This is a genomic window from Paraburkholderia dipogonis (assembly GCF_042680985.1).
Taxonomy (GTDB): domain Bacteria; phylum Pseudomonadota; class Gammaproteobacteria; order Burkholderiales; family Burkholderiaceae; genus Paraburkholderia; species Paraburkholderia phytofirmans.
Genome location: NZ_JBHUFR010000002.1, coordinates 122,136 through 146,571, shown reverse-complemented (window position 1 = coordinate 146,571; position 24,436 = coordinate 122,136). Strand labels below are relative to the sequence as shown.

General features: G+C 63.8%; 21 protein-coding genes. 13 read left to right on the top strand and 8 right to left on the bottom strand.

Features of this window, described 5'->3' with window-relative positions:
- Positions 1 to 264 precede the first annotated feature (264 nt).
- A complete protein-coding gene (locus tag ACFSNN_RS02720; protein WP_106312561.1) occupies positions 265 to 1,086 on the bottom strand; it encodes an alpha/beta fold hydrolase in 822 nt (273 codons plus the stop codon).
- A gap of 552 nt (positions 1,087 to 1,638) precedes the next feature.
- Between ACFSNN_RS02720 and ACFSNN_RS02715 the strand changes: the two genes are divergently transcribed.
- The 11 genes from ACFSNN_RS02715 (at position 1,639) to ACFSNN_RS02665 (ending at position 16,137) form a co-directional block, all read left to right on the top strand.
- Positions 1,639 to 2,274, top strand: a complete 636-nt coding sequence (locus ACFSNN_RS02715) for a hydrolase (RefSeq protein ID WP_134463163.1) — start codon at positions 1,639 to 1,641, stop codon at positions 2,272 to 2,274.
- A gap of 238 nt (positions 2,275 to 2,512) precedes the next feature.
- A complete protein-coding gene (locus ACFSNN_RS02710; RefSeq protein WP_134463165.1) occupies positions 2,513 to 4,381 on the top strand; it encodes an amidohydrolase in 1,869 nt (622 codons plus the stop codon).
- 39 nt (positions 4,382 to 4,420) lie between these two features.
- Positions 4,421 to 5,890: a mechanosensitive ion channel family protein gene (locus ACFSNN_RS02705; protein WP_134463167.1), complete on the top strand. Its 1,470-nt coding sequence runs from the start codon at positions 4,421 to 4,423 to the stop codon at positions 5,888 to 5,890.
- 141 nt (positions 5,891 to 6,031) lie between these two features.
- Complete coding sequence (locus ACFSNN_RS02700) at positions 6,032 to 6,673, top strand: HD domain-containing protein (protein ID WP_134463169.1); 642 nt, start codon at positions 6,032 to 6,034, stop codon at positions 6,671 to 6,673.
- 42 nt (positions 6,674 to 6,715) lie between these two features.
- The gene (locus ACFSNN_RS02695) at positions 6,716 to 6,967 is read left to right on the top strand and encodes a DUF1427 family protein (RefSeq protein WP_134463171.1); all 252 of its coding nucleotides are present in this window, start codon (positions 6,716 to 6,718) and stop codon (positions 6,965 to 6,967) included.
- A 48-nt stretch (positions 6,968 to 7,015) separates the two neighbouring features.
- Positions 7,016 to 7,966, top strand: a complete 951-nt coding sequence (locus ACFSNN_RS02690) for a VOC family protein (RefSeq protein ID WP_134463173.1) — start codon at positions 7,016 to 7,018, stop codon at positions 7,964 to 7,966.
- A gap of 10 nt (positions 7,967 to 7,976) precedes the next feature.
- Positions 7,977 to 9,506: an alginate export family protein gene (locus tag ACFSNN_RS02685; protein WP_134463175.1), complete on the top strand. Its 1,530-nt coding sequence runs from the start codon at positions 7,977 to 7,979 to the stop codon at positions 9,504 to 9,506.
- Between the two features lie 54 nt (positions 9,507 to 9,560).
- Positions 9,561 to 11,291, top strand: coding sequence for an FAD-dependent oxidoreductase (locus ACFSNN_RS02680; RefSeq protein ID WP_134463177.1), 1,731 nt, complete (start codon positions 9,561 to 9,563; stop codon positions 11,289 to 11,291).
- A 77-nt stretch (positions 11,292 to 11,368) separates the two neighbouring features.
- Positions 11,369 to 12,358: an MBL fold metallo-hydrolase gene (locus ACFSNN_RS02675; RefSeq protein WP_208949574.1), complete on the top strand. Its 990-nt coding sequence runs from the start codon at positions 11,369 to 11,371 to the stop codon at positions 12,356 to 12,358.
- Positions 12,359 to 12,406: 48 nt separating this feature from the next.
- Complete coding sequence (locus tag ACFSNN_RS02670) at positions 12,407 to 12,922, top strand: DUF3331 domain-containing protein (RefSeq protein ID WP_134463181.1); 516 nt, start codon at positions 12,407 to 12,409, stop codon at positions 12,920 to 12,922.
- A 182-nt stretch (positions 12,923 to 13,104) separates the two neighbouring features.
- Entirely contained in the window at positions 13,105 to 16,137 is a 3,033-nt protein-coding gene (locus ACFSNN_RS02665; protein ID WP_134463183.1) for an ATP-binding protein, read from the top strand.
- 10 nt (positions 16,138 to 16,147) lie between these two features.
- On the opposite strand, the gene ACFSNN_RS02660 is transcribed toward ACFSNN_RS02665, so the two are convergent.
- Entirely contained in the window at positions 16,148 to 17,068 is a 921-nt protein-coding gene (locus tag ACFSNN_RS02660; protein WP_134463185.1) for a LysR family transcriptional regulator, read from the bottom strand.
- A 222-nt stretch (positions 17,069 to 17,290) separates the two neighbouring features.
- On the opposite strand from ACFSNN_RS02660, the gene ACFSNN_RS02655 reads away from it, so the two are divergent.
- A complete protein-coding gene (locus ACFSNN_RS02655) occupies positions 17,291 to 18,004 on the top strand; it encodes an alanyl-tRNA editing protein (RefSeq protein ID WP_134463187.1) in 714 nt (237 codons plus the stop codon).
- Positions 18,005 to 18,024: 20 nt separating this feature from the next.
- Positions 18,025 to 18,879, top strand: a complete 855-nt coding sequence (locus ACFSNN_RS02650) for an AraC family transcriptional regulator (protein WP_134463189.1) — start codon at positions 18,025 to 18,027, stop codon at positions 18,877 to 18,879.
- 25 nt (positions 18,880 to 18,904) lie between these two features.
- On the opposite strand, the gene ACFSNN_RS02645 is transcribed toward ACFSNN_RS02650, so the two are convergent.
- From ACFSNN_RS02645 to ACFSNN_RS02620, 6 genes are all read right to left on the bottom strand, one after another.
- Positions 18,905 to 19,303 (bottom strand): hypothetical protein, encoded by a 399-nt coding sequence (locus tag ACFSNN_RS02645; protein ID WP_134463191.1) that lies wholly within the window; start codon positions 19,301 to 19,303, stop codon positions 18,905 to 18,907.
- Positions 19,304 to 19,314: 11 nt separating this feature from the next.
- Positions 19,315 to 19,983, bottom strand: coding sequence for an RraA family protein (locus ACFSNN_RS02640; RefSeq protein WP_134463193.1), 669 nt, complete (start codon positions 19,981 to 19,983; stop codon positions 19,315 to 19,317).
- Positions 19,980 to 21,029 carry an amidohydrolase family protein gene (locus ACFSNN_RS02635; RefSeq protein WP_377689102.1) on the bottom strand — a complete coding sequence of 350 codons (1,050 nt, stop codon included), beginning with the start codon at positions 21,027 to 21,029 and terminating at the stop codon, positions 19,980 to 19,982. The genes ACFSNN_RS02640 and ACFSNN_RS02635 overlap by 4 nt, the downstream gene beginning before the upstream one ends.
- A 98-nt stretch (positions 21,030 to 21,127) precedes the next feature.
- The gene (locus ACFSNN_RS02630; protein ID WP_134463195.1) at positions 21,128 to 22,453 is read right to left on the bottom strand and encodes an MFS transporter; all 1,326 of its coding nucleotides are present in this window, start codon (positions 22,451 to 22,453) and stop codon (positions 21,128 to 21,130) included.
- 125 nt (positions 22,454 to 22,578) lie between these two features.
- Positions 22,579 to 23,478: a LysR family transcriptional regulator gene (locus tag ACFSNN_RS02625; RefSeq protein ID WP_134463197.1), complete on the bottom strand. Its 900-nt coding sequence runs from the start codon at positions 23,476 to 23,478 to the stop codon at positions 22,579 to 22,581.
- The gene (locus ACFSNN_RS02620) at positions 23,475 to 24,425 is read right to left on the bottom strand and encodes a LysR family transcriptional regulator (RefSeq protein WP_134463199.1); all 951 of its coding nucleotides are present in this window, start codon (positions 24,423 to 24,425) and stop codon (positions 23,475 to 23,477) included. The genes ACFSNN_RS02625 and ACFSNN_RS02620 overlap by 4 nt, the downstream gene beginning before the upstream one ends.
- Positions 24,426 to 24,436: the final 11 nt, after the last annotated feature.

The window sequence follows — 24,436 nt, the reverse complement described above, 5'->3', positions numbered from 1 at the left end:
TTGTCGAAATGTTTTATTTTTGCGCCGACATATTGGCGTAATACATATCGATGTGGCGTGGAAATTCTGAAGCCGGCATTCGGCGAGGTGACGGAGTAGAGCTGAAACGCTGACGGCCCAGATCGCATGGACCGATTCGAGCGGGCAAAGACAACGCGGCGCGGCGCCCGGCGAAGTGAATCCGCCAGGCTGCCGCGCCGCGCGTCTACAACGTATCCAACGAGCGCCGCGTGGTTTCGACCACACGCAGCGCCCTGGCTGCCATCAGCTTTGCAGGAACGCGAGCAGATCGGCGTTGACCTTGTCCGCTTCCGTCGTGCACATGCCGTGCGGTGCGCCCGGATAAACCTTCAGCGTGGCGTTCTTCACCAGCTTCGCCGACAGGCGGGCCGAGTCGTCGATCGGCACGATCTGGTCGTCGTCGCCGTGCAGGATCAGCGTGGGCACGTCGATCTTCTTCAGATCCTCGGTGTAGTCCACTTCGGAGAATTGCTTGACGCATTCATACTGGCCCTGGATCGAACCGAGCATGCCTTCGCGCCAGAACTCGTCGATCGTGCCTTGCGAGACTTTTGCATTGGGCCGGTTGAAGCCGTAGAACGGCACGGCAAGGTCCTTGTAGAACTGCGAACGGTTCGACGCCACGCTCGCGCGAATGCCGTCGAACACCGACATCGGCAGGCCGTTCGGATTGCCTTCGGTCTTGAGCATGAGCGGCGGCACGGCGCCGATCAACACGGCCTTCGCCACCCGCGCGGTGCCGTGGCGGCCAATGTAATGCGCTACCTCGCCGCCGCCCGTCGAATGGCCGACGAGCGTCGCGCCCTTCAGGTCGAGCGCGTTGATGACCGCGGCCAGGTCGTCGGCATAGGTGTCCATGTCGTTGCCGTGCGACGGCTGATCCGAGCGGCCGTGGCCGCGGCGGTCGTGGGCGATGACGCGATAGCCCTTCTGGACCAGAAACAGCATTTGCGCATCCCACGCGTCGGCGTCGAGCGGCCAGCCGTGCGAGAAGACGACGGGTTTGCCGGTGCCCCAATCCTTGAAGAAGATTCGCGTGCCGTCTTTCGTGGTTACCGTATTCATAGTGTGACGCTCTCCATGCTGTGAGTGGGATGCATTGCCTGCGTGTGCGCTGCCGCTGCCGGCCGCCGCGGCGGCCATCGCGACGCCCGGCGCCGCCATCGCGGCGACTGCCGCGCCGGCTGCGCCGGCGCCGGCGACGAGTAGCTGGCGACGATTCGCCGACGCAATTCCAGATGGGCTAGCCAAGTTTTTCTCTCCAGTCTTGTGATGTTGAAGGACGTCCCGTCCCGACAATGCATGACGTGACATCGCAGTTTTCAATCGTACGGTGCGAGCCACTGTAGAGAACTTCAGATTGCTTAATTCTTCTGAATGCGACTGCTTGCGTGCGCCGATCCACCGGGGCGGGCCGTCACCCTCTGGCGACACATCGCACTCACGCTCGCCGGAGTGCGATCCACTCCGCGCCGTCATCATTTTTAAGAACGATTAAGGACTTCCACAAGGACTCCGCGAAGGCCCGTCGATAGACTCAATTCCAGTTTTCCTCGCTGTTCTGGCGAGCACGGCACGTCTTTCAGACTGCTTTGTCAATTCAATACGGAGCCCGTAATGCCTAAAGAACTCTTGACCCCCGATACATGTGCGGTTGCCCTGATCGACTACCAGCCGCAGATGTTCTTCGGAACGACCTCGCATGAGCGGACCACCATTCTGCACAACGTCCAGGCGATTGCGAAGGCTTCGAAGCTCTTCAAGGTCCCGACGATCCTGACCACGGTGGCCGCCAAGTCGTTCAGCGGCGACATGGTGCCGGAAGTGCAATCGGTTTTCCCGGAGTACGCACCGATCGACCGCACGTCGATGAACTCGTGGGAAGACGTGAATTTCCGCAAAGCCATCGAGGCGACCGGCCGCAAGAAAATCGTGCTCGCCGGTCTGTGGACGGAAGTGTGCGTGTCGTTCCCGACCATCCAGATGATCAATGAAGGCTACGAAATCTACGTGCCGACCGACGCCTGCGGCGACATCACCACGGAAGCGCACGAACGCGCGGTGCAACGCATCATCCAGGCCGGCGCGGTGCCGATGACCTCGTTCCAGTACATGTTCGAACTGCAACGCGACTGGGGACGCAGCGAGACGTACGAAGGCTGCATGGACATCCTGAAGGCGCATAGCGCCTATGGCATCGGCGTGCGTTACGCCAAGTCGATTCTCGGCGAACACGCGAGCGAAGCGGGCTGATTCAGCGCGGCCGGCACCGCATGACGCCGGCCAACCCGTGTGGAGGGATGCCGCGCCGTTCGGCGACCGGAGTCCGGCATTTTCGCCGGGCTCGTGCCGGCCGCGGCATCCGTTCGAACATTCGATAGACGGCGCGCGCCCACCGCGCGCCTCCAGGCTTCCCTGTTTCCCGATTTCCGGGCTTGCCCGGAAATAGCTCCGTGCGTGCAAACCGGAGCGCTCTCCCATGAGGATCGCCATGACTTCCACACCTTCCGCGCCGACGCCGGCCGAGGTCGTCTTCTTCAACGGCAAGATCGCCACGCAGGACGACAAGCGCTCCTTCGCCGATGCGCTCGCCGTGGCGAGCGGCCGTATCGTCGCCGCGGGGTCGCGCGATGCCGTGATGCGGCACGCCAACGACGCCACGCGCCACGTCGATCTGAAAGGCCGCACGGTCATTCCGGGCCTGAACGACTCGCACCTGCACATCATTCGCGGCGGCCTGAACTTCAATATGGAGTTGCGCTGGGACGGCGTGCCGTCGCTCGCGGACGCGCTCGACATGTTGCGCAAGCAGGTGGCCCGCACGCCTGCGCCGCAGTGGGTGCGCGTGGTGGGCGGCTGGAACGAATTCCAGTTTGCCGAGCGCCGTGGACCGACGCTCGAAGAAATCAATGCAATCGCGCCGGATACGCCGGTGTTCATCCTGCATCTGTACGACAGCGCGCTGCTGAATGCAGCGGCATTGCGCGCGGTCGGCTATACGAAAGACACGCCCAATCCTCCCGGCGGCGAGATTCAGCGCGACAAGCGCGGCAACCCGACAGGCATGCTGATCGCGCGGCCGAACGCCGGACTGTTATACGCGACGCTCGCGAAAGGCCCCAAGCTCGCGCCCGAGGATCAACGCAATTCCACGCGCCATTTCATGCGCGAACTGAATCGCCTCGGCGTGACGAGCGCGATCGACGCGGGCGGCGGCTATCAGGCCTATCCCGACGACTACGCCGTCATCATGGACATGGCGAAGCACAGCGAACTGACCGTGCGGATCGCCTACAACCTGTTCACGCAGAACGCGAAGAAGGAAATCGAAGACTTCGCCAAGTGGGTGAAGATGACGAAACCCGGCGAGGGCGACGACTTCCTGCGCGTGAACGGCGCCGGCGAAATGCTGGTGTTTTCCGCTGCGGACTTCGAAGACTTTCTCGAACCGCGTCCGGATCTGCCTGATTCGCTCGAAGACGAACTCGAAGCCGTCGTCAAACTGCTAGTGGCGAACCGCTGGCCGTTCCGTCTGCATGCCACTTATAACGAATCGATCGAACGCTTCCTGAATGTGTTCGAACGCGTCGACGCCGAAATTCCGTTCAACGGACTGCGCTGGTTCTTCGACCACTGCGAGACCATCACGCAGAAAAACGTCGAGCGCGTGCGCGCGCTCGGCGGTGGCATTGCGATCCAGCACCGCATGGCGTATCAGGGCGAGTACTTCATCCATCAATACGGCGAAGAGGCGGTCAAGCGCACGCCGCCGATCCGTCACATGCTCGACGCCGGCCTGCCGGTCGGCGCGGGCACGGACGCGACGCGCGTCGCGAGTTTCAATCCGTTCGTCTCGCTGTACTGGATGGTGTCGGGCAAGACGGTGGGCGGCACGTCGATGTATGGGAACGAGAACAAGCTCGATCGCATGGAGGCGTTGCGCCGCTATACGGTGGGCAGCGCCTGGTTCTCGAATGAAGAAGATCGCAAGGGCGCGCTGGTGCCCGGGCAGTTCGCGGACTTCGCGGTGCTTAGCGAAGACTTCTTCACGGTCGACGAGAGCCGCATCAAGTTCCTGACCTCGAACATGACGGTGGTGGGCGGCAAGGTGGTCTATGCGGACGACGAGTTCGCGCCGCTCGCGCCACCGGATCTGCCGGTTAGTCCGTCGTGGTCGCCGGTCGCCGAATTTGGCGGCTACAGCCGATACAAGCCGACCGCGGTAGCGTGCGTGGACGGCTGCGTGAATCTGTGCGGCGTGCATGCTCACGCGCACGGTTGGGCATGGCGGAAGAACGTGCCGGTCAGCGATTCGAACGGCTTTTGGGGCGCGCTGGGTTGTAGCTGTTTCGCGTTCTGACATTCACTGTCTTATCCCACGAGGCCAGCGAGAACCTTTATGCCGACCCTGAACGACGGTGTGATGTATGGGCTGGGCATTCTGGTTCTCGATTTCCTCGCCTGGCGCTTCATGACCCGTAAAACGGACAAGGGGCGTCTTGCTCTGCGCGCGCTGATGTTCGGCCTGTCCACTTATGTGCTGTTCAGCCACGGGATGAATCCGCTGCGCGCGGCGCCTTGGCCTGACGAGCCGGTGCGCCATCTGCTCGCGCAATTGCTGGAGGTGGTGTGGTGGCTGCAAGGCGCGCGGCTCGTGACGATCGTGCTGGATCGCACCGTGCTGCCGGAGACCTGGCACAAGGAGCGCCTCTTTCAGGACGTGTTCGGCGCGCTGGTGTTTCTGGCGGCCGCGGTCGGCGCGATTGCCTTCGTGCTGGAACTGCCGGTGCGCGGCCTGCTCGCGACCTCGGGCGCACTCGCGGTCGTGCTCGGTCTCGCGATTCAAAGCACGCTCAACGATGTGTTTTCAGGCGTGGTGCTCAACGCCACGGGGCCGTTTTCGATCGGCGACTGGGTGACGATCGGCGAAGTGGAAGGCAAGGTGGTGGAAACCAACTGGCGCGCAACGAGCCTGCTCAACGGGCAGGGCAACATCGTCGTGATTCCCAACAGCGTGGCGGCGCGCACCAATATCGTCAACGCCAACCAGCCTTCGCATACGCACGGCATCAGCGTGCTGCTGCCGGTCAAGCCGTCGGTGCGGCCCGCCACGGTGCTGCAGGCTCTTACCAACGCGGCAGCCAGCTCGGAGAACGTGCTTGCCGAGCCGAAGCCGGTGGTCAGCGTGCGGCGGGCCACCAACGACGCGATCGAGTACGAGATCGTCTGCTATGTCGATTCGTTGAGCAAGAAGATCGAAGTGCGCAACGAACTGTTCGATCTCGCGCACCGGCATCTGTCATCGCGTGGCGTGGTGCTGCATCCGCTGTCCGTGTCCGAACCCGCCAACGAGGCCACGGATGAAAAGCAGCGCTTGCTGCGCAGCGTGCTCATCTTCCAGACGCTCGACGACAGCGGGATCGCGGAGTTGGCTGCGCAGCTGACGCGCCATGAGTTCGACATCGGCGAAACCATCTACAGCGCAGCCGACGAAAACGGCCACGCGTTGCACATTCTGGCGAGCGGCGTGGCGAAAGTCAGCGTGCCGAAGGATAACGGCGAAGTCGAATTGCGCCGGCTCGCGCCGGGCGACTCCATCGGCCAGTCGGGCATTCTGGCCGGCGTGAAAACCGGCGTGATCGTCCATGCGATGACGCGCGTCACCGTGTTCCAGCTCGACAAGGCGGCATTGACGCCAATGCTCGCGCGGCGTCCCGAGGTGGGGCGCGAAATGTGCCGGCTGCTGTCGGAACACCATGAAACCGAAAAGCTGCTGCTGGCGTCGCCGGACAATGCCGACGCCGGCCCGGGTGGTTTGCTGCAATGGATTCGCGACGGCGTCCGGCGTATCCATGATCTCGCGTTGTGAGCGGAGTGCGAGCGGTGCCGCATCGATTAAGTCTTTTTAAGGATTCGCCAAAGTCTTTATGAGCTTTATTCGCTACGCTGCACTGATCAGTCGGACGGCGATGCGCGCCCGCGAGCGGATGTCGGAAAGCGAGGAGATGACATGAAGAAAACGATTGCGGGAGTCGACATTCCCGACAGTCCATTGGCGCGGGCGGCAACCGAACAGATCCGGGCCACGGAGTCGAGCCTGATGTTTCATCACGCGCTCAGGGCGTTTCTGTTCGGCGCGCTGACCGGGTTGCGCGACAAGCTGAGGTTCGACGCGGAGTTGCTGTACGTGAGCGCCTTGTTTCACAACGTCGGTTTGAGTGTGCAACACCAACGTTCCGCGTATCGCTACGAGGTGGACAGCGCGAACGAGGCGCGCGACTTCATGCTGCAGTACGGTGCCGCCGCCGGCGCGATCGACGAGGTCTGGGCGGCGATCGCGCTGCACAGCACGCCGGGCATTCCGGAGCATCTGTCGCCGCTCGTCGCGCTGGTGAGCGCGGGCGTGCAGATGGATATTCGCGGCGCGCGTTACGACGAATTCACCGCGCAGCAGCGCAACGAAATCGTGCAGGCCTGGCCGCGTGAGGCCGGCTTCAAGAAGAAGATCATCGAAGCCTACGCGCGCGGCATGGAGCATCGTCCCGAGACGACGTTCGGCACCGTGAATGCCGACGTGCTGGACCGGTGGGATCCGAACTATCGCCGCTTGAATTTCTGCGGGCTGGTGCTGGGTTCGGAGTGGGCGAATTGACGACGCGGTTCGCCGCAAGTGTGTATCGAAAAGGAAATCGGCATGGGCTACATCATTTCATTGGGAGTCGGCTTCGGCATCGGACTTCTCTACTGGCTGCTCAAGGTGCAGTCGCCGGCGCCGCCGCTGATCGCGCTCGCCGGCCTGCTCGGCATGGTGCTGGGCGAGCACGCCATACCGGCCGTCAAGGCGCAGTTTTTCGCGCAGACGGCCGCGGTTCAGGTCGCCGACCCGCGGCAGGCCAGCCCGGCGCAAAAACCGGCCACGCCGAGCGCGACAAAAGAGGGTGGCTGATCCTGCAGGCCGTCCATTCAGATATTGCTAACACCATCGGGTAATCACATGTTCACATCGCTTCAACGCCTTCGTCCCCTTGCGGCTTTCGGCGCAGCCTTGCTGATCGGCCTCGCGCCGGTCCCGGCCGCGTTCGCCGATAACGGCCCGCCGGAAGTCCCGAGCGGCAAGAGCGCGCTCGCGGCGCGCATGCCCGACGTCTCGGTCGGCGCGCAGTACGACACGACCCACGTGTACGTCGCGTCGGCGGATCTCGACGCGTTTGTCACCAGCTTTCTCGCCACGTTCGGCGGCAAGGCGTCGCCGCGCGCGGTGTTCACCGTGACGCCGACGCCGAGCAAGACCGCGTCGCAATATGTGCAGACGCCGGTCGGCATGCTGTCGGTGTTCGGCTTCGAGACGCCGATTCCCTATCCGTTCGGCAACGAGCGCACCGGCTATCTGGTCACCAACATCGACCAGGCGGTGAAGGCGGCGCGCGCGGCGGGTGCCGACGTGCTAGTCGACAGCTTCGACGATCCGATCGGCAAGGACGCGATCATCCAATGGCCGGGCGGCCTGACGATGCAGCTCTATTGGCACACCAAGGCGCCGAACTACGCGCCGTTGCACAGCGTGCCGGACAACCGCGTGTATGTGTCGCGTTATGAGGCCAACAACTTCGTGCGTCGCTGGGTGCATTTTTCGCATGGCAAGGTGGTGTCGGATAACCCGCGCGCGGACGCCGGCGTGATCGGCCGTCCCGGCGAGACGATTCGCGAGATCCGCATCAATTCGGGCTTCGGCCGCATGGTGGTGTTCGTCACGGACGGCAAGCTGCCGTTCCCGTTCGGACGTGAAACGACCGGCTATGCCGTCGACGATCTTGCGCAGACGCTCGAGCGCGCGCAAGCGGCCGGCGCGAAGGTGGTATCGCAGCCGTACAGCAGCGAAGCCGGCAAGAGCGCGGTGCTCGAATTCCCGGGCGGGTATATCGCCGAAGTGCACGATGGCCAGTAAAGCAGGCCTCATGCGGACGTTGCGGAACTGTCAGACCTTGCAGGCGTTGCAGCCGCGCAAGCGCTCGCGCCGGCGCCTGGCGCTGTGCGCGGCCCGCGCGCTGTTGATCAGCACGGGGCTGGCGGCCGCGCTGCCGGCGTCGGCGGCGGATACCGCGCTCGGCGGTGCGGACGATACCAGCACGACAAGTACGCCCAGCACGGCGGCAACGACGGCAAGCACGTCATGCGCGCGACCTGCCGTCATGTTCAACCGCTGGCAGGAAAACTGGTCGGCGCTCGCCAATCCGTGCGTGCCGAAGAAGCCCTTCGATTCGCTGAAATACATTCCGCTGTTCGGCAATCCCGACGCGTATATCTCGCTCGGCATGGTGCTGCGCGAGCGGCTCGAAATGAACGATGCGCCGCTCTTCGGCCTCGGTTCGGGCCGCGACGACACCTACGTGCTGCAACGTCTCGAAGTTCACGCCGATGTGCGCCTCGGCCCGCACGTGCAGATCTTCACGCAGTTCGAGGACGCGCGGCCTTTCGGCAAGGACAACGTCTCGCCGGTCGACAAGAATCCGCTCGACTTGCGGCAGGCGTTTGTCGCCATCACCGAACCGCTCGGACCCGGTACGTTCAAGTTTCGCGTCGGCCGCCAGGAGATGGCGTTCGACTTGCAGCGGTTCATTTCCGTGCGCGACGGCCCGAATGTGCGCCAGGCCTTCGACGCCATCTGGGCCGACTATGAAACCGGACCGTGGCGCTGGATCGCTTATGCGACGCAGCCGGTGCAATACCGCGACAACTCGGATTTCGACGACGTTTCGAATCGCGATCTGACCTTCAGCGGCGTGCGGGTCGAGCGCAAGGCTGTCGGTCCGGGCGATCTGTCAGCCTATTACTCCCGCTACAACCGCAGCAACGCGCGCTTTCTCGACGCTACCGGCAACGAGCATCGCGACGTGTTCGACGCGCGTTACGCCGGCTCGGCCAATCACATCGATTGGGACGCGGAGGCGATGTATCAGTCGGGCCATGTCGGCAACAAGACGATCGGTGCGTGGGCGGTAGGCACGCTCGCCGGCTACACGCTGGCTTCGCTGCCATGGACGCCGCGTCTCGGCCTGCAGGTCGATGCGGCCTCGGGCGACACGCATCCGGGAGACGGCCGCATCGGCACCTTCAATCCGCTCTTTCCGAACGGCTACTACTTCGCGCTCGCCGGTTATACCGGCTACTCGAACGTGATTCACGTCAAGCCGTCGCTGATCGTCAAACCGAGCAGCAAGCTGTCGCTGCTCGCGGGCGTGGGGCTGCAGTGGCGCGAGACCACTGCCGACGCTGTGTATCAGCAGGGCTCGGCAGTCGTGCCGGGGACGGCGGGACACGGCAGCCGCTGGACCGGCTTCTATACGCAGCTGCGCGCCGACTATGCGGTCACCGCGAATCTCGCCGCCGCCCTCGAAGCCGTGCATTTTCAGGTCGGACCGTCGCTGCGCGATCTCGGTGCGCGCAATTCCGACTACGTAGGCGCCGAACTCAAGTTCGGCTGGTAACGCCGTATCGGCACCACGTCATCAGCAAGGCGTGTCAGAAGAGGGTTATTTTTTATGAGCACGCCTGAGTTACAGATCGAAGCGACGACGCCGTCCGAACTCGAGTTTCCGTATTCGTCGCTGGAATACCGGCAGCATCAGATGTTCCCGCGGCTTTCGCCCGCGGAAATTCAAAGCCTTCGGCGCTTCGCCACGCCCATGTCGTTCAAGGCCGGCGAACTGATCTTCGAAACCGGCAAGGTGGCACTCGGTCTGTTCGTGCTGTTGCGCGGCCGCGTGCGCATTTATTCGCGCGACAGCTTCGGGCGCTCCACGCTCGTCACGGAACATGAAGACGGCCACTTCATGGCGGAGATGGCGCAACTCTCCGGCAAACCCGCGCTGATCGACGGCGTGGCGCTGACCGACGCCGAGACGCTCGTGATCGAGCCGGAGCGGCTGCGGGCGCTGATCGTCGCCGATGCGCAACTCGGCGAACACATCATGCGCGCGCTGATTTTGCGGCGGCTCGGGCTCATCGAGCAGGGGCTGGGCCCGATCATCGTCGGCAACGGGAACGATGACCGGCTCATCAGATTGCAGGGCTTTCTGCGCCGCAACGCCTATCCCGCGATGGTGATCGACGCACGCACCGATCCCGAAGCCATCACGCTGCTGGGCGGCATGACCACCGGACCCGGCGATTTTCCGCTGGTGTTCTGCCCGAACGGAAACGTGCTGCGCGCGCCCGACGAAGTGCAGCTCGCGTCGTGCCTCGGACTCGTGCCGACCTTCGAGCAATCGCATGTGTACGACGTCGCGATCATCGGCGCGGGGCCGGCGGGACTCGCCGCGTCCGTGTATGCCGCCACGGAAGGACTGTCGGTTGCGGTGTTCGATCAGAGGGCGCCGGGCGGCCAGGCCGGCGCGAGTTCGCGCATCGAAAACTATCTCGGCTTTCCCACCGGCATTTCCGGGCAGGCGCTTGCCGCGCGCGCGTTCCAGCAGGCGCTGAAGTTCGGCGCGCATCTGGCGATCCCCGGCAAGGTCGTCGAGGTGTGCCGCAACGAAGGCATGTTCCTGCTCACGCTGCTCGACGGCCAGCGCATCAACGCGCGCACGGTCGTGGTGGCGAGCGGCGCCGCGTACCGCAAGCCGGCGGTGACGGGTTTCGAGCGCTTTGAAGGACGCGGCACGTACTACTGGGCGTCGACGATCGAAGCGAAGCTGGTGAAAGGCCAGGACATCGTGCTGATGGGCGGCGGCAATTCCGCCGGCCAGGCGGTCGTGTTCCTCGCCAACTTCGCGCGCAGCATTCGCGTGCTGATTCGCGGCAAGGACCTCAACGCGAGCATGTCGAAGTATCTGATCGACCGGATCGGCTCCTTGCCCAATGTCACGCTTTGCACCGGTTGCACACTGCGCGCGCTGGAAGGCGACGAAGCCGGACTCACGCATCTGCATGTGCGGCACGAAGACGACGGCGAGGACGAAGTGGTGGCGTCGCGCCATCTGTTTCTCTTTATCGGCGCGGACCCGAAAACGGATTGGCTCGACAGGAGCGGCGTGGAGTTGGATAACCGCGGTTTCGTCGTCACCGGTTTTGCGCGTAGCGAGCATGGGTTCTCGCAAGACAGCGCGCGATATCCGCTGGAAACCAGCGTGCCGGGCATGTTCGCGGTGGGCGACGTGCGCTCCGAATCCGCTAAACGCGTGGCCGCCGCCGTGGGCGACGGCGCGGCGGTCGTCGCGCAGATTCATGCGTATCTGAGTCAGCTCGCGACAGTGGCTACTCAGGAGGATTAATAAAAATTAGCGAGTGCGCCCGGCAGGCGGCCGCTATGCTTTTCAGCATATTCACGATGAACACCAGGGATCGAATCATGAAGTGGATACGGCGCAAATGGGCGATGCATGCAGTCATGTGGCGCGTGTTCGTAGTGAGCCTGGTGGCGAGCATGACGGGCGCTTGCGCGTTCGCCGCCGCGCCTCAGGTGAAGACGCAGGGGCCGGGTTTTTACCGGATCGTGCTTGGCGGCTTTGAAGTGACCGCCTTGCTCGACGGCACGCATCCGTTTCCAATCGACACGGTCGTGAAGGACGTGCCGGAAGCCGAAATCGCGCGCGATCTCCAACGCGATTTTCTGCAGGCACCGGTGCAAGGGTCCATCAACGCGTTTCTGATCAATACCGGTTCGAAGCTGATCCTGATCGATTCCGGCGCGGGCGTGCTGTACGGCGACTGCTGCGGCAAGCTGCCCGACAATTTGCGCGCGGCCGGCTATCAGCCCGAGCAGATCGACGAAGTGCTGCTGACGCATCTGCATAAGGACCATGTCGGCGGCATCGTGTCGAACGGTCAGATGGCGTTTCCGAACGCGATTGTGCGAGTGAGCCAGCTTGAGGCCGACTACTGGCTGAACCCGGCCAACAAGTCGAAAGCGCCGGCTTTTCTCAGCACCTTCTTCGACGCGGCAAGCGCCTCTGTCGCGCCTTATGTCGCGGCCGGACGCTTCAGGCCGTTCAGCGGCGACGCCGAACTCGACGCGGGCATTCGCGCGGTCGCATTGCCCGGCCATACGCCGGGCCACACAGGTTATCTAGTGGAGAGCGAATCGCAGGATCTGCTGGTGTGGGGCGACATTGTCCACGTTGCGTCCATCCAGTTGCAGAACCCCGCGGCTTCGGTCGAATACGACACCAGCGCGGCGGATGCGCAGCACTCGCGCCGCCAGGCGTTCGAACTCGCGGCCAACAAACGCTATCTGATCGGCGCAGCGCACGTTGCCTTTCCGGGCCTCGGACACATCAGAAAAAACGGCCACACGTATGACTGGGTGCCGGTCAATTACGAGGCCGCACCCGGCAGATGACATTCGTGCTCTTTGAAAACTACCCGCCAACATTTCGGGAGCGGCATCATGCAGATCGAAACCCCCTTGAAGCAATGCACGAAGACGGCTCAGCACGGGGGGCGCGGTCGTCGTGAAGCGTATTGCGAGGTTGGCGCCAATACATCAGCGCTGCCGGACGACGGTCGCGCGCCGGTGTGGAGTCACGTGATCAGCAGGCTATTGGCGGACTATGGCAGCGAGAACGAAGGGGAAGCCTATCTGAAGCCACGGGCGAAACGTGTCGCCGCCGCTGACATGCTGTCGCGTCATATCCAGATCGAAGTGCTTGAGCGTCTGTCGGACACGTCGATCGCCGTGCTCTGGCAGGATGCGACCCGTTGCCGGTACGTCGACCAGGTGTGGATCTGCTGCCGCGCTCGCATCAAGGGACGCTGTGCATTGAGCGGCGCGACGATTCGCCGTGACGATGCGATCTACAAGCCGAGAATACGCGCCGCGATTCCGGCCAATGCGGACGCCATGATTCTGGCTTCCGTCATTGCGTGCATGGCGTCCACGGTCGTGTCGGGCGACGCGCGTTAGATCGCGAGGGCGAGCGGGAAAACCGGCGTCGATCGCTGCTTGCTCAGTACAAAAAATTTGAACGATAGGTTCAGTTTTTTCCGCGCATGCGCATTCGCGATTGATCTAGACTGCGGGGACTCAACGCTGAGTAGTCGCTACTCAGTCGTTTCTCATCCCGCAGCGTCTTGGATAATCAGGCAATGATCCGCATTGGCCCGCTTCAGGTGGACCTCGCCAGCCGGGAACTGTTTCTCGACGGGCAGCCCGTGCGCATCGGCAGCCGTGCATTCGACATCCTGGCCGTGCTGATCGGCGCGAACGGGGCGCTGGTGTCGAAGAGTGCGATGCTCGAACAGGTGTGGCCGGACACCATCGTTGAAGAGAACAACCTTCAGGTGCATATGTCCGCCTTGCGCAAGGTGCTGGGCGAGAGCCGCAACCTGATACAGACCGTGTCGGGAAGAGGCTACCGGCTAGCGTCCCGGGACGCACCCGCGAAACAGGCGGGCAAGCCCGCTCGCGATAGCGCGCCCGACGCCGCCGAAGACAGCGCGTGCCTGCGCGGCATCCCCAACAATCTGCCCGCTAATATCTCGTCGCTGATCGGCCGCGATCAGGCGATCAGCGACATTGCGCGAGCGCTCGCTTCGACGCGTCATGTGACGCTCGTCGGTTCGGGCGGCATCGGCAAGACCCGCATGGCGATCGAGATCGCACGCAGCTTACTGGCGCACTTTCCGGACGGTGTCTATCTCGTGCCGCTTGCGTGCACCGTGGACGCCAACAGCGTGCTCGCCATGTTCGCCCATAGCGTCGGTGTGAGCGCCGCGAGCGGCCCGCTTACGCTGGCGCACATCAGCAAGGAACTCAGCGAGCGGCGCGTGCTGTTCGTGCTCGACAACTGCGAGCACGTACTCGGTCCCGCCGCCGAACTGGCCGAAGCGCTTCTGAACGCGAGTCCGGCCATGCGGATTCTCGCGACCAGCCGCGAGCCTCTGCGTGTCATGGACGAGCACCTGTACTGGGTGGCGTCGCTCGATGTGCCCGCTCGCGACGATGAAAGCCAGCAGGTCTTGCAACGCAGTGCCGTCCAGTTGTTTCTGTCACGGGCCCGCGCGATCGACGCGCGTTTTTCGTCCGACGACAGAAGCATCCATTTGACCGGCACCGTATGCCGCCGCCTCGACGGCATTCCGTTGGCGATCGAACTGGCGGCGGCGCGTGCCGCGATCCTCGGCATCGAGACGCTCGCCGATCATCTCGACGACCGTTTCAACATGCTGACTGGCGGCAATCGCACTGCATTGCCGCGCCACCAGACCTTGAAGGCGACGCTCGACTGGAGCCACGCATTGCTCGACGACGCGGAGCGCACGACGCTGCGGCGGCTCGGTGTTTTCGTCAACAGTTTCACGATCGACTCGGCGATCGCTCTGGTGAGCGACGAAGGCTTGCGCGAATCGGCCGTGATCGCGGCGCTGTCCGGACTCGTCGAAAAATCGCTGGTGGTGATGCAGGCGGAGCGCGGCAAGGCGCGTTATCGGTTGCTGGAAACCACGCGTGCCTACGCGATGCAAAAGCTCGACGACAACGGCGAGCGGCGTGCCGTCACGCTCACTCACGCGCGCTATTTTGCCAATCTGCTCGAACGCGATCCGTCGAGCGACGCCTCCAACGCGGCACGGGAAGCGAACGCCGCCGGCGCCGAACGGCACGGCTGGCATCTCCGCATGCGCGAGCAACTCGACGATTTGCGAGCCGCGCTGGGCTGGGCGCTATCGCCCAAAGGCGACGCCGCGCTGGGCGAAACGCTGGCGGTGAAGTTCGTGTCGCTGCTGTATGAGCTTTCGCTGGTCGACGAATGCTGCGTCTGGGCACGGCGCGCGCTCGACGCCATGAACGCGACATATCAAGGCTCGCGCTCGCCGCGCCATTTGCGCGTGCGGATGCAGCTGCTGGCCGCGCTCGCTGCGGCGCTCGTCTACGTCAACGGACCGAACCGGGAAGCGCTCGGCGTTTGGGCGGAGGTGCTCGCGATCGCGATCGCGCTCGGCGATCAGACGTTCGAAGCACGCGCGTTGTGGGGCATGTGGAACGCGAGCCAGTCCTCCGGTGAGGCGCGCAACGCGCTGGCGTTCGCGCAGCGCTTCGCGTCGCTCGCCGCGGAGACGGGCGATACCGCCAACGGGATTCTCGCTGATCGCCTGCTCGGCATTGCCGCACATTACGCGGGCGATCAGCACCAGGCGCGCGCCTCGCTCGATCGGTTTTTGCAGCACGCCGGGCGTCTGCAACATCGGCTACCGCTGGGGCAGTCCATCGATCAGGGCGTGGTCGGCCGCGCGACGTTCGCTCGCGTGCTTGGCTTGCAAGGCGCGCGCGATCAGGCGTTGATGATCGCCGAGGCATGCGTTGCGCAAGCGTGCCGGCAGGGGCAGGCGATCGTCACGTGCTACGTGCTGGTCGAGGCGGAGATTCCGCTGGCGCTGCTGGCGGGCCAGCGCAAGCGGGCGGCTCAGGCCATCGCGCTATTGCGCGACGTGTCGGCGCGTGGCGGGCTGCGAGTGGCGCATGCGTGCTGCCGCTGTTTCGACGAATACCTGCATTCGCTGGATGACACCAGCGCGCAGCGTGTGCACAGCTTTCGCGCCGCGTTGGACGATCTCGACGCGCTCGACTACGCCGCGCCACGCGCCATGCTCGCCGCGCAATACGCCCTTGCGCTCGGCCGCGCCGGACAGCACGAGGAGGGCGTTGCCGCCGTGGTCGATGCGCTCGCGCGCAGCGACGAAACTGGCGATCAGTGGTATGCGGCTGAACTCAGACGCGTGCACGCCGAATTGCTGCTGATGGAGTACGGCTCTGGCCAATCACCGTTCGGCGATGCGGCGACACACGCACAGGCGAGTCTGATCGCGGCAGTGGAAGAATCGTCGGCACGGGATTGCTGCACGTTGCACCTGCGAGCCGCGACCAGCCTTGGGCGGCTTTGGCACGCGCAAGGCCGGAGCGCCGAGGCGGTGCATCTGCTGAAGTCCGCCTGTGCGGGACTCACGGAAGGCCGCGATTGGGACGACTTCAAGGCGGCTAAAGAACTACTGCGCGTCGCGAACGAAGCCTGTACGCTGGCCGGTATTTCCGCCGGCATCGATCTGCGTATGGAGACGAATGCGGAAGCGAATGCGGCGTCGTTCGACGGCCCGCCGCCGGATGAGATCAGCGAAGCCTGCTAGTCATCGAACCTCAACCGTGCAGCGTACGCCGTTGCACCACTTCGTCGATCAGGTCCGGCCGGTTCAACTGATCGACCCACCATTGCAGCGCCTTGCCGCTTTCGTCGTCGCGCCATGCCAGATAGAAATGCGTGACGTCGCGCATGCCGATCACTTCTTTTTGCACCAGTTCGCCCTGGCTCAGCGCGTCGACGGCGAGGCATTCCGGAATCGTGCCCGCCGCGAGGCCCCTGATCTGTGCGGCGAGCTTGGCTTCGAGCGTGGGCACCGTGAGCACTTCCTGATTGACGGCGAGCGCGATCGTGCGCGGCGCCAGTTTGCGTGACGTATCGCCGATCGCAACCGCACGATGGCGCGCGACGATGTCCATGGTGAGCGGTCCGGGTATCGACGCGAGCGGATGATCTGGCGCCACCACGAACACATGCTTCAGCGAGCCGATCGGTCTCGCGATCAGATTGGGAATGGGCGGCGGATCGCCGGCCGCGCCGACGATCAGGTCGGCGCGACGCGTGAGCAGCGCGTCCCACGAGCCGCCCAGCACTTCTTTCGACAGATGCAGTCTGGTGTCCAGCTTCAGCTTGTAGAACTCGCCGACGTGATGCCAGAGCAGGTCGAACGGAATGATCTCGTCGACGGCGATGTGCAGTTCGGACTCCCAGCCGTGCTCGATTCGCTTCGCCTTGAATTCGAGTGCTTCGGCCGCTTCCAGCAGACGGCGGCCTTCCTCGACGACCACACGCCCCGCGTGCGTCAACGTGGCGCGCCGGCCGGTGCGGTCGAACAGCTTGACGCCGAGATCGAGTTCGAGTTTCTGAACCAGATAACTCAGCGAGGACGGCACCTTGTGAAGCGTTTCCGCAGCGCTTGCAAACGTGCCGGTTCGATCGATTGCATCGAGTACCTGCAGGACTTCAAAAGATAGATTCATGGAGAAGAGCCGGGGCTGTCGGGTGCGTTCAGCGGGATGTTCAGGATACTGGAATTCGCGAGAAATAGGCCTTCGCCTGAGCGCTCCGGGCGTTGGCTTTTTCGTGTTCGCCAACAGGCGTTCGCCCGTGACTCGCTCCGCGAGGGCATTTTTAACCAAGACGGCCTCCCACGGGACTGGGTATCCTAGGCGTATTCCGTCAATTCCCGCGAGGACACCAAGGTGCCGCATTATCTTTGCCATGAGCAACCGGATCTGCTGGACTTTGAAACAGCCGTGATCGCCGCGCGGCCCGGCGCGGTCGTGCTGGGCCGTTCCGCCTTGCATCCGGGCGGCGGCGGCCAGGTGTCGGACGCCGCCACGCTGACGCACGCGCAGGGCGTGGTGCGCATTACCGGCGTCGCGGCGGAAGGCGACGTGCTCTGGCATCTGCTCGACGCGCCGCTCGAACTGGACGGCAACGTGCACGTGGCCATCGACGCGGCGCGCCGCGCCGCGGTCGCCCAACTCCATACCGTGACGCATATTCTCAACGCGCTGGTGTATCAGCGCTTTGCCGGCGCGCTCGTGACCGGCGCGCAGATCAACGCCGACGGCACCGCGCGCATGGACTTCGATCTGCCCGAAGCGGATAACGACGCGCTGCGGCTGCTGGAAGAACCCGTCAACGAGGTGATTCGCAGCGCGATGGAAGTGCGCACCTATTATGTCGGCGCCGATGAAGCGAAGGCGACCCAAGGCCTGATCCGCAGCCTCTCGGTGGCGCCGCCGCCGACGCCGGACGGCACGGTGCGCATCGTCGAGATCGGCGATCTGGACCGGCAGGCGTGCGGCGGCACTCACCTGACCAATACCGCGCAGTCGCGGCCCATTCGCATCGCGAAGATAGAGAACAAGGGCCGTCGCAATCGCCGGGTCAGGATCGAACTGGTTTGAAGAACAGGGAGGCGCGAGCTATGGAGACATCGGATAAAAGCGAGCCGGAAGTGGTCTGCTGGCGCGACGGCGCGCTCGATGGCGCATGTCTCGCGAGCGCCCGTTACGGCAATCACAAATTCGACCGGCATCTGCACGACGAACTCGTCATCGTCATGACCGAGACCGGCGCGGGCCAATGTCATACGCGCGCGGGCAGCGAGGTTGCCGGCCCCGGCAGCGTGCTGGTTTTCGGGCCGGGCGAATACCATAGCGGCGAGGTCTGGGAAGGCCGCGAATGGATTTATCGGGCGATCTACCTGGACATGGAAGGGCTCGGCGCGCTCAGCGCCGTCTTCTCTCCCGACGCCCGCACCGACAAACCGCTGCTGATCCCGCCGGGGCTGTATCAGGATCCGCACCTCGCGGGCCTGCTGGTCAAGGCGCATGCGAGCCTGGACGAACAGCGCGCCGTGTCGCTGATGGAGCGTCAGGCGAACTGGTGGGCTGCGATGGGGATGCTGGTCGGGCGCTATGGGCGCTCGGGGGAAGAAGCGGGAGAACCCCGGCGCGAGGCGCGCAAGATGGAGCAGGTGCGCGAGTACGTCGCCGCCAATTACGAGCGCGATATCTCGGTCGATGAACTGGCGGAACTGGTAGGGCTGAGCCGTTACTACCTCACGCGCGCTTTCTGCAATGAATTTGGACTGCCGCCGCACGCGTACGCGACGCAAGTGCGGCTGCTGGCGGCGAAGCGGATGCTTGCCTCAGGGCAGAGTGCGGCGACGGCTGCGGCGGCTGTGGGCTTTTACGATCAAAGCCATCTCAACCGGCTGTTCAAGCGAGCCTATGGGATCACGCCCGGGGCGTATGCGGCATTAAAGCCGGGGCATTAGGCGGCGTGCGATCGCGCTGCCGCTATCACGCCGGCAAAGGTACATCGTCGATCAACTCTGCCTTCACCGCACGAATCCTGCGGTCCACGAAATACCCGCCGCCTTCCACGTAACGCAGATAAAGCCGCCCGCACCGCGAGCATTGCCACACGGCGCAGCGGTTATACGGAAAGTAGCGCGGCGCGATAGGCGCATCCGCCGCCCAGTAAGTCGTCTTGCCCGGTAGATACTCGCTGAACGTCGGCTCCGGATCGTCCTCCGGCATCAAGGTGCCGATTTCCTCGAACTGAGTTTCATCGAGCGATAAAGGCTGCGATTGCCAGCCGTCGAGCGGCGTCTTCGTGCACGTGCAGGGCGCGATGGCGCGCGTCTGCGCGGCGCGTGCGAGTTCGAGGAGGGTTGCAGCGTTCAGATATTGCGCCATGAGGCTCACGGTCAGTTGTTCATCATGCGTTGCCGGTGCGGAACGACCCACGAGCGGTCGAACTTGCCTTCGGCAATCGACTTCACGGCCGCCGCTTCCTTTGCGTGCTGGCGGCGCGCGCCTTCGATCACCGCTGCCGCGTCGGTGGGTGCGATCGCGAGCAGGCCGTCTTCGTCGCCGACAATGATATCGCCAGGATGCACCACCGTGCCGCCAACCGTGACCGGCACGTTGATCTCGCCCGGTCCGTTCTTGTACGGCCCGCGATGCGTCACGCCGCGCGCATAGACGGGAAACTCGCGTCGGCCCAGTGCACCGACGTCACGGATCGCTCCGTCGATGACGAGGCCTTGCACGCCGAGACTTTCCGCGAAGCTCGCCATGATCTCGCCCATCAGCGCCTGTGTGAGGTCGCCCGCGCCGTCGATCACCAGCACGTCGCCGGGTCGGCAAAAGTCGAAAGCGCGATGAATCGCGAGGTTGTCGCCCGGCCGTGTGTGGACGGTGACGGCAGTGCCGGCCATCGGGCGCGGCTGGTGATAAGGCCGCAAGCCCACCATGCCGCTCGCGCGCGCCATGTTGTCGCTCAGCAGCGAGACGGCCAGTTCACGAAGTGTTTCGAGCGTGGCCGCGTCGGCCTGAGGCGCGGAGTCGTATTCGCGCCATCCGATTGGATTCATACGGTTGCCCCTTGAGTTGCCTGCGCAGCGAGTTGTCGGTCGAGTTGACGCGAGAGCCGCGGATAGACGCAGCGCGCGTTGTCTTCGTAGATACGCTGACGGTCCGCGTCGCTGAGCCATTCGATGGCGTCGATATAGCGGCGCGTGTCGTCGTAATAGTGGCCGGTCTCTGGATCGATGCCCTGCACCGCGCCGATGGTCTCCGACGCGAACAGAATGTTCTCCACCGGAATCACCTTGGCGAGCAGTTCGGCGCCGGGCTGGTGATAGACGCAGGTATCGAAGAACACGTTCTTCAGCAGATATTCGCTGAGCAGCGGACGTTTCATGTCCTGCGCGAGTCCGCGATAACGTCCCCAGTGATAGGGCACCGCGCCGCCGCCATGAGGGATGATGAAGCGCAGCGTGGGAAAGTCGGCGAACAGATCGCCCTGCAGCAACTGCATGAACGCCGACGTATCGCCGTTGATGTAATGCGCGCCCGTCGCATGGAAATTTGGATTGCACGACGACGAGACGTGGATCATTGCCGGCACGTCGAGCTCCACCATCGCTTCATAGAGCGGATACCAGCAACGGTCCGTGAGCGGCAAGCCGGACCAGTGGCCGCCGGACGGATCCGGGTTCAGATTGCAGCCGATAAAGCCGAGCTCTTCGACACAGCGCCGCAATTCGCCGATGCAGTTCGCGGGCGCGACGCCAGGCGCTTGCGGCAACTGGCACACGCCGACGAAATTGCGCGGAAACAGCTCACACACGCGATGCACGAGGTCGTTGCATTGGCTCGACCAGAGCGCGTTGGCTTCGGCGGTGGCGAGGTGATGACCCATGCCGGCCGCACGCGGCGAAAAAATCGTGAGGTCCGTCCCGCGTTCGCGCTGAATCCGCAACTGGCCACCCTCGATGCTCTCGCGAATCTCGTCGTCGGTAATGACGGGCCGCGGTGGCGGCATGCCGCCGTCCTTCAGCGCGGCGATCTGCTGCGCGCGCCAGGCTTCATGCTGGCGCGGCGAGGTCGTGTAATGACCGTGACAATCGATGATCATGGTGTGCAAATCCTGTGAGTTGTCTTTGCGCACGCAGGTGATGCGTGCGCAGATAGTCCGCTGTTTTTTTCAGGCTCGATGTGTTGCCGCTCGGCCCTTCAGGCGCGCGGCGCGGCGTCGCCGGTGGCGAGCGAGTTCGCTTCGTCTTCAACCGGCGCGACCCGCATGACTAGCGCGATGATCGTCGCGACAATCAGGAAAGCCGCAATCGTCAGCAAGGCCAGTTTGAAGTTGCCGGTCGCATTGCGCACGAGGCCGATGCTCCACGGGCCGACCAGCCCGCCGAACTGCGCGATGGTGTTGATCAGCGCGATCGTCGCCGCGCCTGCCGCGCCGGTTCTGAAAGACGACGCGAGGCTCCAGAACAGCGGGTTGCCCGCATAGATGAACAAGCCGGTCACGCACAGCAGCACATAAGCGATCACGGGGTTTGGCGCGTACGCGCTGCCGGCAATGGCCAGCGCGCTCATGCCGTACACGAAGGCGAGGTGCTTCTTGCGGTCACCGGTGCGGTCGGAACTGCGGCTGATCAGGAATGTGCCCAATACGCCGAGCAACGGCGGCGCGGCCGACAGAAAGCCGACTTCGAGATTGCTCAGATGACCGAGACTCTTGACGATCTGCGGCAGCCACAGGAAGAGGCCATAAATACCGACCAGCGCGCAACCGAACAGACACGCGAGACTCCACACGCGGATGTCGCCCGCTACACGCAGCAAGGGAACATGTGCGTTGCCGCCTACGGCTTGACGCTCGGCGGAGAGCGTCGACTCGAGCCAGCGCTTTTCGTCGTCGGACAGCCAGTCGGCGTCGGCGGGGCGTTCGGTCATGATGCGCAGCGTCAACAGGCCGAGCAGCATGGCCGGCACGCCTTCGAGGATGAACATCCACTGCCAGCCCTGCAAACCGAGAATGCCGTTCGCGTAGGTCATCAACGCGGTCGAGATCGGGCCGCCCAGCACCGCCGAAAACGAACCGGCGATGATGTAGCCCCCAACCGCGCGCGCACGGTAACGCACTGGAAACCATTTCGTCAGATAGACCGCGACGCCCGGCAGAAAGCCCGCTTCCATCACGCCGAGCAGAAAGCGCAGCACGTAGAAGCTCGAATCGTTGAACACGAATGCCGTGGCCGCGGCGACCGCGCCCCACGTCAGAAGAATGCGGGCAATCCAGCGGCGTGCGCCGACGCGATGCAGCAATAGATTGCTCGGCACTTCCAGCAGCATGTAGCCGACGAAGAAGATGCTGCCCGCGAAGCCGAACACGGCCGGACTGAAACCGAGCTGCTTGTTCATGTCCAGCGCGGCGAAACCGATATTGATCCGGTCGAGATAGTTGAAGAACATCATCGCGAAGAGCAGGGGCATGAGGCGCCCGTAGACTTTTCGCATGGTTACGGCTTCGTTGATCGTCGCGGTCATCCTGTCTCCTACCTTGCGGCGATGGCCTTGGCCAACGCTGCGTTCTAATCATGTGTGAGGTCAATGATAAGAACGCGCGGACAGGGAGTCCAAGACCGCTTGCTTATGCTTCTATAATTTTTTGCTTATAGTGCGCTGTCTTTGAGCGGCGCGGGAAGGCAAGCCAGAAACGCCCGCAGGTGGGGCGACGCGTCGTCGGTGCGGAAGGTGGCGGCAAGTGTGGAGCGGTACGACGAGCCCGGTCCGGTAAGGTGACGGTAAACCACATCGGTGCGTCCGAGCCGCGCCACGGATTCGCCAATGAACGTCACGCCGAGGCCTGCCGCAACCAGCGCAATCGCGGTCTGGATTTCATAAGCCTCGTGCGCGACGAGCGGGGTGATGCCCGCGTCGCGATAGAGCGATTGCACCGAGCGCTTGAACTGCGCGTTCTGATGCTTCGGGTACAGAATCAACGGCGTGTCGGCGAGATCGGCGATGCTCACTTTCTTTTGCGCCGCAAGCGGATGGCTGGGCTCGAGCGCGGCCACGACACGTTCGCGCAGCAGCGTATACGATGTGCAGCCTTCAACTGTCAGCGGCTGCCGGCCGATGCCGATGTGAATGCGCATGTCGCGCAGCGCATCGGTCTGTTCTTCGGTGAGCATCTCGAAGAGTTTGAGTTCGACTTGCGGATACGCCTTGTGAAACGCCTTCAGCGCGGGCGGCAAGACGCTGTACATCGACGAACGGGTGAAGCCCACACTCAGCCAGCCGCGCCGGCCCACGCCGATTTCCTGCGCGACGAGCGTCACCTGTTCCAGCGAACCGAGTATCTGACGCGCCTCGTTACACAGATAGTGGCCCGCTTCGGTGAGACTCAGCGGACGTCTTGCGCGATCGACCAGCTGCGTGCCGAGCCGTTCTTCGAGTGAACGGATCTGCTGGCTCAGCGCGGGCTGCGCGATATGCAGGCGCTCGGCGGCGCGGCTGAAATTGAGTTCCTCCGCGAGAATCACGAAGCATTGCAGGGCTCTGATGTTCATAGCGGTTTTTCCACTCGCGTTTTACCGCTATCCGGCGGTTGATGGAACATGCCGTAAATCTCATCGAGCAACCATGCAATGCCCGGATCCGCCGAGAATTGCGAATGCGAGTGCACCTGGATTTCGATGGGCGGCAACGCGAATGGCAAGGGCAGAATACGAAAGGCTTTGTTGCGATTGAAGCGCTGCGCGATACTCCGCGGAAAAATCACGGCGAGGTCGGTATGCTGAACGATCTCCGGCGCGACCACGAAATGCGGCAGGCGCAGCACGATATCCCGGCGCAGGTTCAACTCTTCGAGCCACTGTTCGACCATCCGGTGGCCGGTCGCGTTGGTGCTGGCGTAGACGTAGCGCAGGCTCGCGAGATCCTCCTTGGTCGGCTTCTGTTTGCGCAACGGGTGACCGGCCCGCACCACGCAAACATGTTCGTCGACGAACAGCGTCCTGCTCACACAACCCGGGTCGAGACCGGGCACATAGCCGAGCGCCAGATCGATCTTGCCGCTGCGCATGGCCGAACTCACCGAATCGACGGAGACGTTCGCAATCTCCAGGCGAATGCCGCGCGCGTTGCGGTCGAGCATCGAAAGCAGCGGCGGCAGGAAATAGAACTCCGACATGTCCGACATGGACACGCGAAACACGCGCTGCGCCGTGGCGGGATCGAATTTGGCGATTTGCTGGACCGCGCCGTTGATGATGCCGAACGCCTGAGTCAGCGGTGCGTGCAGGCGCAATGCGGCGTCGGTGGGCACCATGCCGATGGGCGTGCGAACGAACAGCGGGTCGTCGAACAGGACGCGCAGCCGGCGCAAGGCGTGACTGACCGCCGGTTGCGTGAGTCCGAGGCGTTCCCCCGCTGCGGTCAGGCTGCGCAGATCGGAGATGGCCAGGAACACGCGCAGCAGGTTCAAATCCGTAATGCCGGTGTGCGAGTGGCTCATGACGTTCGGAT